This window comes from Actinacidiphila glaucinigra, from assembly GCF_035918135.1.
GTDB lineage: Bacteria > Actinomycetota > Actinomycetes > Streptomycetales > Streptomycetaceae > Actinacidiphila > Actinacidiphila glaucinigra.
Genome location: NZ_CP109144.1, coordinates 9,382,753 through 9,396,759, shown reverse-complemented (window position 1 = coordinate 9,396,759; position 14,007 = coordinate 9,382,753). Strand labels below are relative to the sequence as shown.

Sequence of the window (14,007 nt, the reverse complement as noted above, 5' to 3'; positions counted from 1 at the left end):
AAGCTCACACCCGACCTACGCACCGCACTGGTCGAACTCGGTGTGGAATGGGCGTAACGGCCCCCATCAGCCGCCCTGCTCCCGCCCGGGACGGCGGAGACCCTGGACCACGGCCGGGTCCGAGCCGCCTGGCACTGCAGCCCTATCGAGGGATAATCAAATCGGTGAGTTGCCCCGCAGTCGGTATCCGACCGCGGTTGAAAACGACCGCAACGCACAGCACCACTACTGGGAGCAAGGGGACGAGTGCAGCATCCGGCAGTCCGAGGACGGCCGCACCAGTCATGGCCAGCACGACCACGGCCCCTAGCCCCACCACGCGCAATCGCTCCCTCGGCGCGGCCGGAGTCACCTCAGCGAGTTGATCTACGTCGAGAAGGTCGTCGATACGGCCCTCGGCGTAACGTTCGGCAATTGTCAGCAGCATCACGATGAGGTCTTCAAGGGCGCGGCCCGGCTCGGAGTCCTGCCGTGCCTCGGCTTTTCGTAGCGCACCCACCACCAATGCTGCATGGGCCTTGAACTGCCGTTCGTTGTGTCGTCGCGCTCTGGCGCGGCGGGTACGGTGGGCCCGCCAGATGGCGCGTTCAACCGGTTGCATGGAGACGCGGGGGATCTGGCAGTCCGGCTGGGTTTCTTCCCAGCGACGGAGAACCGTGGCGCACTGAGCCGCAACCGTCAGCAGTGCAACAACTGGCCAGCAGCGCCGGTCCTCCATTCGCGCACTCTTCTTCTCTGGGTACCCGTCGAGGGCCTCCAGGTCAAAGGCCGCAAGCGCCGCGCCGTTGCCAGAACTGGTCAGGTGCATGCGTTTGAGGAGCCGTACTTCAGCGATCAGGATCAGGGCCCAGACGAGAAGCGCCGTTACCTTGCTGAACGTGGAAAAGCCCCAATGGCGCACCGACATGGGCACCGAAACGATGCTGCTGAGCAGTGCTTGCACAACGCCAGGCTGCGGTCCAGGATCCGCGCTCAGCCGCAGCTGCTCCCAGTCCGCTATGTCGTCAACGTGCCCCAAGATGAAGAGCAGCAGGAAGAACCGGAGTGTCTTGATTGGCGCGGCCAGGGGTCGAGCACGCCGCCACCGCACAACATACTGCGCGGCCAGTCCATGGCCGTCGACCCGATCGTGTATTCGAGGCGGCAACAGCAGCATCTGCATGAGAAGCGGAGCGGCACGACGCAATCCCGAGGCGGCGCGCAGTCGCTCGAAGCGCTCCAACGACCCCGACCACCAACGCTGAACCGGTCCAGGAATGAGGAGCAGAGCTATGCCAATCAAGATCAACCACGGGGAAACCGCGACGAGAAGACCGATCGTGGACACCTCGACAGTCTCACGCATCACGCGAAAGCCCCCGCACGGTCTCCGACGCAAAGTGCACGAGACGCACCAAGGCTTCAGCGCTGACTAGCGACGCGCCCCAAGGCACCCGCGGCCGCCAATCCGCACCGAACCTGACCTCCGGTTCCAGGCACTGTGGCAGCGTCATGGGTGTACGGTCCCCGCGGCGAACCAGTCACGAGCCACGGGTAGAGCCTCGTCGGGTAGGTCGGTGAGGAAGACGACGGCGAGGCCACGGCGGGCTCGGGAGCAGGAGACGTAGAACAGGTTCCGCGAGCGTTCGAGACGCTTTTCGATGTCCTGTCCGGTGAGCATCTTGCCCATGTTGTACATGGTCCACGAGGCGTCGTCGATGATCACGATGACGTTGTCGAACTCGTCGCCCTTGACTCCGTGCTGGGTGTGGAAGGGGGTGCGCTGATCCCGGTACTCGACGAAGCGCGCGACTTCCAAGTAGGAAATCTCGCGAAGAGCGTTCGAGAAGTCTGCGAGCTTCTGGTCGTAGCCTTCGAGGCCTTCTGCGTTGCGCCGGCGTTCGAGGTCTTTGAGCTGTCGGGGTACGGAGAGGAGATGACCGCGGGCCATGTGGTCGAGGACGTCGCCGATGGTGCCGGTCTCTCGTATGCCTACGAGTTCTTTGATGTCGGCCGCGATCCGCTGTTTGTGGCTGTGGCGTGTGATGGTGGTACGGCCCGCCCCTAGTAGGCCTGTGACTTCTGCGTAGTCGGGGGCTTGGTAGGCGTCGCAGAGGGCTTCGATGCGGCTGAGATATTGGATGTAAGGCTCGTCGTTTTCCAAGAGTCTGTCGCGGCCTCGGGTCCCGAGGATTTGGTACTGCTGCAGAAGTCCTTCGTAGGCGAGGGTGCCAGCGATGCCCCGGTGGGTGAGCATCAGGTAGTTGGTGGTGTCCTCGGACCAGCCCAGTCCGTGAAGGTGGTCGCGGGCCGCTTCAAAGCGCGCCTGACCTGCAGGAAGAGCGGCGTTGAGGAAGAGATGCACTTCTCCCTCTTTGTGATCGCTTACGGCCTCTTGCTGCAGTGCGGGGCGGATCTTATTCAGAACGGCGACGACCGGAGGCGAGCAGCGGTAATTCTCGTGCTTGGTGATGGGGGTCAGCTTGGGGTGGGCGACAGCGCCCTGGCCGGAGTTGTAGATCTTCTGCATCGAGTCGCCGAAGAGTCCTACGACGCAGGTGTGGCAGCCTGATCCTGCGAGGTGGTCGAGCAGCAGTTTGATTGTTTTGGGTGACGTGTCCTGATATTCGTCGACGAAGATGATCGGATAGCGGTCGGCGATGAGCCGCGTGAGTTTTGGGTGCTCGGTGGCCAGGCGCAGCGCCAGGTCGATGACCTCGTCGTGGGAGATCTCGCCTCGGTGCAGGCGTCGGCGGTCGAGGTACTGGATGGGCAGGGGCGGGACGCTGATCTCGCTGAGGTCTTCGGGTTTGGACAGGGTGCTGTTGTACTCGATGATCTGCTGCCACAGCTCGGGCCCGAAGCCCTTGATGATTTCCCAGAGGAAGTCGTGGATGGTCGCGACGGTCACGATGGAGTCGTCGTTGATCCGCTCGGTGATCTTCCGCTTGGCGACGTTGGTGAAGGTGATGCAGGCGATCCGCTGGCCTTTGTGTGCCAGCTCCGCCCCCTGGTCCGCGAGGACGTGCTGGAGGGCTTCCACCAGTGTCGTCGTCTTGCCCGCACCTGCGCCGGCTTCGACCAGGAAGCTGCGCCTCTCCTTGAGTGCGTCGACCACTTGCTCGATGGTTTTCACGGACGTGTCAGCCACTGCAGGCCTTCGTCGATGTAGCGGGGCACCTGCCAGTCGCTGAGCAGCATCGCGTCGAAGGCGAAGTCCGTCTTGTGGTCACTGAGATTCTTTGCGATGTCGTAGGCGCTGGCTTCGATGATGGGCCCGCTCGGGTTCTCGCCGACAGTGCGGACGAAGTGTCCCTTCAGCGCGAGGCTGCTGAGATTGCTGGCGAGAGTCGCAGCATTGGCGATGATGAAGGCGTCCTCGAAGCTGCGGCCGCAGGGGCCGTCCGGCTGTTCGGGAACCTGGTAGGCGACACGGACGCTGTTGCTGATCTTGTCGTCGGTCACCGTCTCAAGGAGCGAGGTGATGGTGTCCTTCCCCGGAAGCCACTTCTTCAACGTCGCGTTGGAGGTGAGCGCGTTTGGGGTGTCGGTCGGGCAGCCGGGGCGCTTCGGTTTAGCTGGGTCGACGGAGTCGATGTCCGTGATGATGAGGCACTTGACGTTCAGGAACTCAAGCAGTTTGCGGAAGCGGACCGCGTAGGCGTCGCCCACCTCGATGACCGACACGTACTGGCGCTGCAGTTCTTCGGCACAGCGGGCGATCATCTTGGGCAACAGGAGCCGCTCGGCGGTTCCCTCGATGAGGATGATCTTGTCGGCGAAGAACATGTCGCAGCGGTGCAGCTCCATGTACTGCTCGAGGAAGCGCAGGGTCTCCCTCCCGTCGCCTGTCTTCTTGACGTCGGCCTGGAAGGTAGACAGGTCCTTGATGGTGATGCCAGGACCCGTGGCGTCAAAGTAGCGGATCTTCGCGAAACCGCTCCTGGCAACCATGTGGGAAGAGTGGGTGGTGATGACCACCTGGACGTTCCGGGTGGTCTTGCTCTTGATGTAGTCCTCGATGTTCTTGATGAACGTCTCTTGCATCTGCGGATGCAGGTGAGCTTCGGGCTCCTCGATGAACAGGATCTGCAGTGCGGGCTGCGGGCTGGCCTGGTCGCAGCTCTCGAGGAAGCCACGTATCTGCAGGATGGTGAAGATGAGCTTGCTGTATCCGAGGCCGTTGTGCCCTTCGGGCAGCGGGTACTGGTCGTCGCCCGACGGGTACTGGATGCGTGTACTGCCCCGCAGGACAGCGGACCCCTCGATCAGCGAGACGATCCGGGGTGCGTGCAGCGGGGTGACCAGGCCCAGGCCGAATCTGTTCAGGTCATCAAGAAACGGCTCGAAGATCTCGTCGTAGTTGGCATCCAGCTCTCTCGACGCGGAAGCAAGGGCCTCTTCGATCTGGTCGACGTTCCTTCCACGCCTGTCGTCCGTGCTCGAGGCTCGGTAGTAGGCCTCGAACGTCTTCGACAGGGTGCGCGTCTTGTCCGCGGGTGTGTCGTCGAACTTGTTCTGTGCGTAGATGAACCGCACGGCAAGGATGGCCCTGGCGGCGCTCGGTTTGAGCTCGCGTGTGACCGAGTCGTCGACGGGGCTGACTGCCCGGTACGTCGCGGTGAAGTAGTCGCTGAACTTCCTGCGGAGCCATTTGTAGCTGTCGAAGCGTTCACCAGCGCGCTTGCCGGCCTCCCAGAAGTCCGTGAGAAACTTCGCGGGATCGGCAGCGGCGAGGGTAGCGACGATGCGTACCGTGTGGCAGTTCTCATCGAGGTCGAGGATGACTGCGCTGATGGGCGCGAGATCGTCGTCCTCGTCGTAGTCGATCGTGAGTGCGAGGCGGATAGCAGGCACCGATTCAACGGCCTTGCTCCGAAGGACCTCACTCGCTCCCTCGTCGCCGGCAGCTGCCTGCTGCTCGGCCTCGCCAGTGAGCCCGCGAGCGTGTACCAGGTCGGCGATACGGCTGGTCGTGAGGTCCTCGAGTACGAACTTCACGTCGTCGCCGGAGCCGAAGAATTTATCGAACAAATTAACGAACGAGGTCTTCGCGCTGTTGTTCCTGCCCACGATCAACGTCGTGGACGGGTCGATGTGGATGTCTGCCTGCTGCAAGGCGCGGAAATTGCTCACTTCGGCATGAACGACGTGCATGGTGCTCCTGGGATTAGCCTGCCAAGTCCGCGCCAGCACCAGCGGCTCACAGGTGCCGCGAGAGTGACGCTAAGAAGTATGTGACACAAATGGTGATGCAGAGTCACTTTTGCTCAAAGTGACAGCCCTGTGCGCGTGCTGTGCGACGGGGCGATCCAGGAGGGAGTCTGCCGAACCGCGTGCGCCGACATGCTCCGCGTGGTCTGGCGGAGGGTGCCCCAGAAACGGCACGATGCGGCAGGGCATCGTGGCCGGCTTGCCGGCCGCACAGGGCGGGAGGGGACTGTCTGATGCTGGTACAGGTACGAGTGCACGGGGACCAGCCGGAGCCGGAACTACGCGGACTACACGGATGGCTGGCGCAAGAGCCGGCGGTGCGGAGTACCGCGTCGGTGTCGCTGGTGGAGAGGCCCGCACGGCCGGGTGAGATGGGCGGGTGGCTGGACGCAGTCCAGCTGGTGACGGACAACGGGTGGAGTGCCGCGTCCTTCGTGCTGTCGGTGGTCACCTGGCGGCAAACGCGGCCACGGCCCCCGCGTGTCGTCATCCGCCGCGGCGACCTGGAGATCAGCCTGGCCGACGGGTCGGACGATGAGATCAGGCGTGTGACTGCGCTGCTGGAGGACCGTGGCGAGGCCGGGGGCGAGGCCTAGTGAGCGGTATGCCGGACCCCCAGGGGTCGCGGGCGGTGCTGGTCGGGGTCAGCCGCTATACGACGCTGGAGTCCCTGCCCGGCGTGACCAACAATCTCCCGGCACTGGCGACTGCCTTGAGCAGCGGTTCGTCCTGGGCACTGCCTCCTGGTCATTGCACGGTGGTGGCGGAGCCGTCGACCGCGGTGGAGATGCTCGACCCGATTGCCGAGGCTGCGGAGGCGGCGCGGGACACGCTGCTGGTGTATTTCTGCGGGCACGGCCTGACCGACAGCCGGGGCGAGTTGCTCTTCGGGCTGCCCGGCGCGCGGCCCGGATGGAGCCATACCGGTGTGGCGTACCAGGCGTTGCGGGATGTCATCGCCACCGGCAGGGCCCGCCGCTATGTGATCATCCTGGACTGCTGTCTGAGCGGTCGCGCCCTGGGGCTGATGAACAGTCCGGCGGATCTGCTGGCGGACCAGGCCGTCATCGAGGGCAGCTACCTGCTGGCGGCTGCGCCGGAGAACGGGGCTGCCCTGGCGCCGCCCGGCGAGACGTACACCGCTTTCACCGGGGAATTGCTGCACGTCCTTGAGAACGGCATCGACGGCGAGCCCGCGGAGCTGGATCTGGAGACCGTTTACCGGCACCTGCGCACCACGTTGCGGGCCAAAGGACGGCCCGAACCGCAAAAACGCGATCGCAACACCGCCGGTCGGCTTATGCTCGCCCGCAACCGGTCCCCCCGCCCCGGCCCCGGGGCCCACAGCAAGGGAGACGATGCCCGCTGGCCCAACCCGGAGACCTTCCTCACCCCGAGGATGTTCCTGGACGGTCTCACCCAGGCCCGGATCTTGAGCGGCAGAAAGTTCCGCGACCTCAGCGCCCGGTCCCAACCACACCTGGAACCAGGCGCCTTTAGCCGTCTGGTCAACCTCAACGAGCTGCCGAAGACCTGGAGGACCACCGGCATCTTCCTCGCCGCCTGCGGCCTGACCGAACAGCAGTGCGCGGCATGGAAGGCCTCCTGGACCCGGCTGAAGACCGAGGCCGCCGCACACCCCCAACCCGAACCCGGACCGCCTGCGGCACCCGCCCAAGCCCCGCGGCCACGCCGCAGATGGCGCCGCCCGACCTGACAGCCCGGCTCCGAACGATGCGTACACGGCGGCCCGCCTGCCTGGCCCCTGCTGTCAGCCCGGGTAGCCACCGTGCGACAACGTCACCGGTCCTGCGGGGCAGAATGCGACGGAGTGGGCTGGTGCGTCGGCGCATCGGCACCGGAAGAATCCGTGTCGAACAGGCCCAGCCACGCACCCAGCACCAGCAAGGCCACCACCACCGCCCCGGTCATCCCCGAGTTCTTCACCGCCGGCCGCGACCCCGACGAACCCCGCTTCACCCAGTGACCCATCCGGTAGTACTCGCCAGGACGACCCGACATCCCACACCCCCGATCACCAACGCGAACGGACCACCCGCCGCCGGTCACTCAGTGTCGCATCCCCGACCTAAACTATCCCTGTCATATGACGACTTGGCTAAGTATGCCCGTTACGTCGCGCGACAGATCCGGTACTCCCGCGCCAGCCGCCCAGGTCACAACCTGTAAAGACCCCAGGTCATGTGACACCCCTCACCACCCACCCACCCGACCGGACAGATCCCAGCGCGCAAAACCAGCCGCAAAGCCGACCACCCTCACCCGCACCGGCGGATCGCACTCGTTTCGCCCCTACCGCCGGCCACGGACGGCTTGACTGACTTGATGACCAACGCCACCGCACTCCCCCGTCCGCCGGCCACACCCGGGGAAGGCGACGGCCGGACCGTGCCCCGCCCACACGGAAGCGGGCTGGTGGCTGCTCAGTCGTAGGAGGGCCGCGCAAGGTAATGGCCTTCGGCGTCCCTCCCGCCACTGGACCAGTAGCTGCAGTCACCTGAGCGATACACCTCGTGCAGGTGCGGGGCTGTGTGGGACGTCACGAGACGGCCGTGCGCCGGGCCGCCCCACAGGCGGTACTTGTAGAGGAACGGGGACTGGCTATCGGTATCACTGCTACTCATGCGGCGCACCGTAGGAGGGCCGGTCCGCTTGTGTCGCGTCCTACTCTTCGCGGCTGGCGGCGTGCAGGTGCTGCCCTCTGTCGGCCAAGGACCTCCGCCCGTGTCCGCTACCGGCAGGTCCTCTTGGTCGATGACCACCAGCTGGCCATCCGCCGCCTCAAAGCAGCGAGCAACCTCGCTGGAAATCCACCTCCCGGCCGTCAGCCGAGCACACCCTGCGGTGCCACAGCCTCGCCCCGTCTGCGGCATGAACCTGATGCACCTCGACCGAGCCTCACGGGTTGCCGAGAACAACTGCACGGGCACGCTGGCCAGGCCGAACGACACAAACCCCGAGCACACAACGCGCAGCACTCAAGTCTCTGGAGCCTGGGCAGTGACGCCCGGCAGGCTAGGCCAGGGGGCGGCCAGTACGCCAAGGCGACGCCAACACGGATGGCCTAACCAGGCTAAGCATCCCCGCTAACCAGGCTGACGGTGAAGCCGCCGTACACCCGTAAAAATTAACCGCACTCAATGTCTCGCTGCGGTTAGCGCGATACGCTCATTAGCGCGTGGTATCACCGTGGTACTACGACGGGAGGCTGGCACAGTGAGCGAGCAGCAGTGGACGATCCAGTCCATCAGCGACGCCCTTGGAGACCCTGAGCTGTCGCAACGCTTCCTGTCTCAGATCAACCGAGCCCCCGCCCACGAGCTCCTTGACGTTTTTGCTCGCTGGGAGCGCATCGCCAAGAACACACTCGCCGCCGTCGAACGGGCGCGCGTCCTGGCGGCAGCTGAGGAGCGCGGCGAGGAGCCGCCCGGCGAGTGGATCGACGTCACGGACAAGATCCTCGCTGAGGCCGAGCGCATCCGCTCGCGCGGCGCCGCCTGATCTTCCCGAATCCAGTCACGCACCGTCCTCCGATCGCTACGCTGTATGCAAAGTGTTTCCGGGGGACGGACGGCAGGCTTTCGGAGAAGAAGGGTGAAAATTGAGCTACCGGCTCAAGTACGACCCGGGGGTCGAGGCCGTACACGACTCCTTGCCGCCGGACGTCTCCGATCAGGTGACCGAAGCTCTGGCCGACACGTGCGATGACCCGATTGCCAACTCGCATCCCTACGGGTTCGAAGACCACATCATGCGGAAGATCAACACCGCGGGCGTGAGCATCAGCGTCTTCGTCTCTCACCGAGACAAGACCGTCAGCGTTCTCGACATCAGCCGCCTCCCGTAGACGCCGAAGCGCCCGGCCAGAGTTGGGGGTGGGCCCTTCAACCTGCCCGGGCTACGCCACCAGCGCCAGTCGTTGTCCGGATCCGAGAAGTCGCCGGGGGTGCGGACGCGCCGAGGCTACGTTCATGCGCTGTCGGTGCCTGGGCGCTATTCCGTCTCTGCTCGCAGCCCCAACTGCCGCAGCATGTCGGTGGAGGACTCGTCGGTGCGGCCGGTGTTGTGATAGTGCGCCAGCTCGATGAAGGCGAGGCTGAAGGCGCCAACCACTTGGACGACTGCGTCTGCGATCTCGCGGCCTCCTACACGGCGAGCGTCAGTGCCATGCGCGCCAGTGTGGCGGGCTACTTAGACAGGGCGCTGCGGAACGCGGCATTTCGTCATCCTGTGGGCGGCTGCTGCTGCTCGCCTTGCTGGGGTTGTGGGTACCCGTAGGCGGGCGGCGGCCCGTACTGGCCCCGAGGCGGGTAGGAGGTCGGGGGGATTTGCGGTGACGCATAGGGCTGCGGCCCGCCCCCATAAGTGGTGACGGTCTTCTTGCGTCCCACCATGGCAGCGATCGCCCAGATCGGCAGCCACAGGCCACACGTGAAGATCGACAGAATGATGTGCAGCGTGTGGTTCGCGCCCTGCTCGATGACCTGACGCTGCGGCTGCTGGTACATGCGTCCCCCGGTGGGATGGTGCGGGTGAGTTGCCTTAGAGTGCCGGGGTACGGAATAGCTCGTGGGCGTTGTGACGGATTCGTGACGTGGTGTGCGAAGAGGGTGCGGCAGCCGGAATTCCAGGCTGAGACACATCAAGGAATCGGCTGTGCTGCGCGTGGCGATGCCCACCGTCTGGTAGCCCCGGGGCTGTTCAGTGCAGGATGCCGGTGATTTCCTGGCCGGTGAGGGCTTGAGCGATCTGCCAGCGCATGCCGCCCCGGGACCCTTTTGTCAGGACGATGTCGCCTGGCTGCAGGATCTTTTTCACGAGTTCTGTGGCGGTCTCGTTGTCCGCGACGATCGCAGCGTCTACGCCGGCGTTGGCCGCGCCCAACGCGATCTGCTTGGCGTCTTCTCCGCCCACGGCGATCACAAAGTCGATGCCCTCTTCGCCGGCCATGGCTCCCACCTGGAAGTGCGCGTTTGCCGACTGGTCGCCGAGCTCGTACATCTCGCCGAGCACGGCGATGGTACGGCGGGGCTTGGGCGTCTCTTGGTCGGTCATTGCCGTCCTTGGGTGGTGAGCGGGGGGAAGGTGATGGCGCGACCGGCGTAGGAGGAGGACAGGCGGCTGAGGGGGGCGTGGTCGTTGTGCTGGCCCCAGGACGACGGGTCGCGGATGAGGATGAGCGGATCGTCTTCGGTGGTGTCGGCGTCGTAGCCGCGGGCCACGATCAGGTGCCCGCCGGTGCGGCCGTCGGTGGGGAGCTGCTCCGTGACGGAGATGATGAGCGGCGCGTCGGCCAGGCGGCTGATGAGGTCAACGGCGTCGACGGGTTCGGCGTGGCCGGGGACCCCGAGCTCTGCGGCCATGTCGGCGATGCCCGCGTGGAGGGCTCCCTGTGGGGTCATGATCTCGTGCTTGACGGCCAGGTGCAGGAGTTCGGTGACGGTTGGGGCCTGCCCGGTGTAGGCGAGGAGGATCATGCGGAGCGATGCCATGCCGCACGCCCGGTTGGACCACTCCGTGCGGTCTCCGAGTGTCCATCCTCCGTGGGCTTCCCATTCGTCGAGCGGGATGAGCTGGCGGCACATGGGCACGTCGTGGGCGTGGGGCACAGCAGCGGACTCCGCAGGGTCAGGTGGCGTGCTCCGGCAGGGCTGTGGGCGTGCCGAATACCGGAGTCGGTAGGGGCACATCGTACGCGGGGCGGGTGAGCGCTTCGTGGAGGAACGCGCGTACGAGATCATCGCGAGTCAGGCCGCGCAGTCGGCCACCGACCACGAAATTGCTGTCGCGGGACATCCCGGGCGTGGTGTTCACCTCGAGCGCGTACAGGTCGCCGTCGGGGGCGACGATGAAGTCGACGCGGGCCGCGCCCCGGCACCCGAGGCCGTCCCACAGGGTGCGGGCGTGACCGATCAGGCAGTCCAGGACGGGCCGGGGGAAGTTGGCGGGCTCCACGGAGACGGCTTTCGCGGCTGCGGCGTCGAGTTTGGATGCGGCGTCGTAGAAGACGGCGTCGTCGACCAGCGTCACCAGGGGCGGGAACGCCAGGACTCCGCTGGGCAGCTCCAGGAGGCCGATGGTCACCGGGTGGCCGGCGATGTAGTCCTCGACCAGGACCGGGGAGGGGTCGGTCTCCCAGGCCCGCTGGAGGGCGGGCCCGAGTTCGGCGGCCTGGCTGACCAGGCTCATGCCTACGCTCGAGCCGCCCAGCGGGGGCTTCACCATCAGGGGGCGGCCGGCCCAGCCTGGCTCCTTGCCGTGGCTCCACACCCGCCATGGTGGGGTCGGGACGCCGAGTCCGGCCATGGCCTGTTTGCACAGCACCTTGTCCGCGGCGGTCGCCGAGGCGGCCACGCCGCTGCCGCAGAACGGGATGCGCAGGTAGTCCAGCAGGCCTTGGAGGCGGCCGTCCTCTCCGTAGGGGCCGTGCAGGTTCGACAGGGCGACGTCGTACTCGGTGATCTCCTGGATGAAGGTCTCGTCGCACGGGTTGAGGATGCTGAACGGGACGCCGATGCCGGCGAGGGTTTCCGCCAGGGCGGTGACCGAGAGCTGGTCGGTGGGGCTCTGCTCGATGTAGAGCCGGTCCTCGGCGGACAGGCCCCCGTAGACGAGGGCGACCTTGAACCCCCGGTTGTCCTCCAGCCAGGTTCTGAGGGTTTCCGCGTCGCGGGTCACGGTGGCGCGGTCGAGGTGAGTGATGTGCGTGGTCATGCGAGTTCCCCCCAGTAGGTGTGGGTGACGGGGCCGCCGATCCAGTAGGCCTTGCCCCGGCGGGCTTCGTGTGGGCGCACCATCAGCGGTGTACCGGAGCGGTTGTGGACGGTGACCTGCCGGTCGGCGACGAGACCGCGGCGGGTGGCGATCACCACTGCTGCGACCGCGCCACTGCCGCAGGACAGCGTCTCGGCCTCGACACCCCGCTCGTAGGTGCGGATCTTCAGGGCCTGGTCGCCGGCCGACTGGATGAAGTTGACGTTTGTACCGAGTGGGGCCAGGTCCTCGTGGTGGCGGATCAGGCGACCGCACACCACCGCGTCGACGGCGTCGACGTCATCGACGATGCCGACGACGTGCTCAGTGCCGGTGTGTGCCTCGTCGAACCAGAACGGCCGGCCGTTGAACACGGCTGAGACCCGGCGGAGCGTGACGTCACCGACCTCGGCCGTCACCCACACCCCGTCCGCGGCGATGCTGGCCTGGTGCTTCACCCCGGCCATGAGCAGGTTCATCTCGCGAATGCCGTGGTCCTGCTGCGCGCACCTCGCGGCGCAGCGCAGGGCGTTGCCGCACATGGTGGCCGTGGAGCCGTCCGCGTTGAAGCAGCGGATCTCCAAGGCGGGGGACGTGGTGTCGATGACGGTGCTCAGGACCAGGCCGTCAGCGCCGACGCTGGTGCTGCGGGCGCATAACTTTCTGGCCAAGGTGGGCCAGTCCTGGTCCACGGTGGCGGCGAGGCCGGACACGACGATGAAGTCGTTGCCGGCGCCATGCATTTTGCGGAAGTGCACGCGGGTCTCCTTTGTCAGGCAAGGGGGCAGCCAGACACGGGCAGGTGAGTGGGGGTGGGGCCGGTCCTGGCAGCGTCAGCGGGCGGCCAGATCGAGAAGTGCGCCGCCCCCGATCAGGAGGGCGATGAGCGCGAGGAAGCCGAAGCAACTGGGCGAGGCCAGCACGCTCAGGCAGCCCCGGGAGGCGTGTTTCACAGCGGTGCGATCAGGCGGGCGAGATGCCCAATAGGGCGGCGATCGACTCGTGCGGGGTCGGCAGCGGCCGGATGCGCTCGAGGAGGCTGCGCAGCGGAATCGGAGGTACGAGGCGGTCGCTCACGCACGGCCGCAGCCAGTACGGGCCCGGGGGCACGTCGCGCGCGAGAGGCGGCGAGGTCAGGATGTGCGGAGCACCCACGCACACCCCGAACGAGTGCGGCTCCCACCGGGCCGTCGTCCCGGGCGGAACGAGCCAGTACAGCCACCCGCGATCCGGCTCTACAATGACCGGCCCGCACGCGCCGACCTGGATCTCGTCCATGGCGGCGACCATTGCGTCCGCGTCACCGCTACCGCTGATCACCACATCGAAGAGGGTGCCGCCCAGGGGCATCCGCACCTCGCGCTGTTCGGCGAGGTCGATGTAGGCGCGGATGCGTTCGGCCAGGTCCCTCATGTCGCGCTGCACGTGCGCCGCCATGACCGTCATACCGGCGCCCCGGGCACGAGCGCCTGCACGACCTTGGACAGGCCGTCCTCGGCGACCGCGTACGACAGGCGAGCACCGAGCTGCCTCACCAACCACAGGCCACGGGGCAGCGCACCGTCAGTGGGCTCCCAGGTGACGGCCTCGACGAACCCGGGAAACTCCGGGAGCGGATCGGTCACCTCGATCAGGAGCTCACCGGTGGCGATGCCCGCCAGGCGAAACCCCAGCCGCGCCCGCGGCGGCGGCACGGAGTGCCGCTCGGCGTTGTCCATCACCCGCGCCGCGATCTGCGCCGCGTGATCAACCTCCCCGCGCCAGTGCGCCATGGCGAGTTGCGTGCGGGTGTGTACCCGGGCGTTACCAGCGGCCGACCCGTTCGCCTCGAACGTCGTGTGCCACTGCCAGACCGGTTCGTCGCGAACGGGCATCGGAATCTCGACCACGGCAACGGGCGGGCCGGACGCTCCGGTAGCGATCGCTTTTGGTTGCGTGATGGTCACCTTGACTCCCGAGGCTGAGATCATGCGTTGTGTTGTGATGAGGTAACCGCTCCATCACTCTCCGCGGGTACCGTGGAGAGCAGGTGGGACCGTG

The 14,007-nt window shown here is 66.3% G+C and carries 14 protein-coding genes; 4 read left to right on the top strand and 10 right to left on the bottom strand.

Translation table 11 applies throughout. The features are described 5' to 3' along the window. Positions 1–142 precede the first annotated feature (142 nt). From OIE69_RS42700 to OIE69_RS42690, 3 genes are all read right to left on the bottom strand, one after another. Complete coding sequence (locus OIE69_RS42700; RefSeq protein WP_326580861.1) at positions 143–1,327, bottom strand: hypothetical protein; 1,185 nt, start codon at positions 1,325–1,327, stop codon at positions 143–145. 162 nt (positions 1,328–1,489) lie between these two features. Continuing rightward, entirely contained in the window at positions 1,490–3,130 is a 1,641-nt protein-coding gene (locus OIE69_RS42695; protein ID WP_326580860.1) for an ATP-dependent helicase, read from the bottom strand. Continuing rightward, positions 3,112–5,136: an AAA family ATPase gene (locus tag OIE69_RS42690; protein ID WP_326580859.1), complete on the bottom strand. Its 2,025-nt coding sequence runs from the start codon at positions 5,134–5,136 to the stop codon at positions 3,112–3,114. The genes OIE69_RS42695 and OIE69_RS42690 overlap by 19 nt, the downstream gene beginning before the upstream one ends. A 290-nt stretch (positions 5,137–5,426) precedes the next feature. On the opposite strand from OIE69_RS42690, the gene OIE69_RS42685 reads away from it, so the two are divergent. From OIE69_RS42685 to OIE69_RS42670, 4 genes are all read left to right on the top strand, one after another. Continuing rightward, positions 5,427–5,789 carry an effector-associated constant component EACC1 gene (locus tag OIE69_RS42685; protein WP_326580858.1) on the top strand — a complete coding sequence of 121 codons (363 nt, stop codon included), beginning with the start codon at positions 5,427–5,429 and terminating at the stop codon, positions 5,787–5,789. An 8-nt stretch (positions 5,790–5,797) separates the two neighbouring features. After that, complete coding sequence (locus OIE69_RS42680) at positions 5,798–6,910, top strand: caspase family protein (RefSeq protein WP_326580857.1); 1,113 nt, start codon at positions 5,798–5,800, stop codon at positions 6,908–6,910. Positions 6,911–8,430: 1,520 nt separating this feature from the next. Beyond that, a complete protein-coding gene (locus OIE69_RS42675) occupies positions 8,431–8,715 on the top strand; it encodes a hypothetical protein (RefSeq protein ID WP_326580856.1) in 285 nt (94 codons plus the stop codon). Between the two features lie 100 nt (positions 8,716–8,815). Beyond that, entirely contained in the window at positions 8,816–9,061 is a 246-nt protein-coding gene (locus OIE69_RS42670; RefSeq protein ID WP_326580855.1) for a hypothetical protein, read from the top strand. Positions 9,062–9,437: 376 nt separating this feature from the next. Here OIE69_RS42670 and OIE69_RS42665 read toward each other — a convergent pair whose 3' ends face one another. The 7 genes from OIE69_RS42665 to OIE69_RS42635 all read right to left on the bottom strand — a co-directional run bounded on the left by OIE69_RS42665 (position 9,438) and on the right by OIE69_RS42635 (position 13,913). Further along, the gene (locus OIE69_RS42665) at positions 9,438–9,722 is read right to left on the bottom strand and encodes a hypothetical protein (protein ID WP_326580854.1); all 285 of its coding nucleotides are present in this window, start codon (positions 9,720–9,722) and stop codon (positions 9,438–9,440) included. A 193-nt stretch (positions 9,723–9,915) separates the two neighbouring features. After that, positions 9,916–10,269 (bottom strand): glutamate ligase domain-containing protein, encoded by a 354-nt coding sequence (locus OIE69_RS42660; RefSeq protein WP_326580853.1) that lies wholly within the window; start codon positions 10,267–10,269, stop codon positions 9,916–9,918. Continuing rightward, positions 10,266–10,799: a C39 family peptidase gene (locus tag OIE69_RS42655; RefSeq protein ID WP_326581573.1), complete on the bottom strand. Its 534-nt coding sequence runs from the start codon at positions 10,797–10,799 to the stop codon at positions 10,266–10,268. The genes OIE69_RS42660 and OIE69_RS42655 overlap by 4 nt, the downstream gene beginning before the upstream one ends. Positions 10,800–10,842: 43 nt before the next feature. Further along, positions 10,843–11,928 (bottom strand): D-alanine--D-alanine ligase family protein, encoded by a 1,086-nt coding sequence (locus OIE69_RS42650; protein WP_326580852.1) that lies wholly within the window; start codon positions 11,926–11,928, stop codon positions 10,843–10,845. After that, positions 11,925–12,725, bottom strand: a complete 801-nt coding sequence (gene dapF / locus OIE69_RS42645; protein WP_326580851.1) for a diaminopimelate epimerase — start codon at positions 12,723–12,725, stop codon at positions 11,925–11,927. The genes OIE69_RS42650 and dapF overlap by 4 nt, the downstream gene beginning before the upstream one ends. Before the next feature lie 205 nt (positions 12,726–12,930). Then, positions 12,931–13,404, bottom strand: coding sequence for a hypothetical protein (locus OIE69_RS42640; protein WP_326580850.1), 474 nt, complete (start codon positions 13,402–13,404; stop codon positions 12,931–12,933). A 5-nt stretch (positions 13,405–13,409) separates the two neighbouring features. After that, positions 13,410–13,913, bottom strand: a complete 504-nt coding sequence (locus OIE69_RS42635) for a hypothetical protein (RefSeq protein ID WP_326580849.1) — start codon at positions 13,911–13,913, stop codon at positions 13,410–13,412. Positions 13,914–14,007 lie beyond the last annotated feature (94 nt).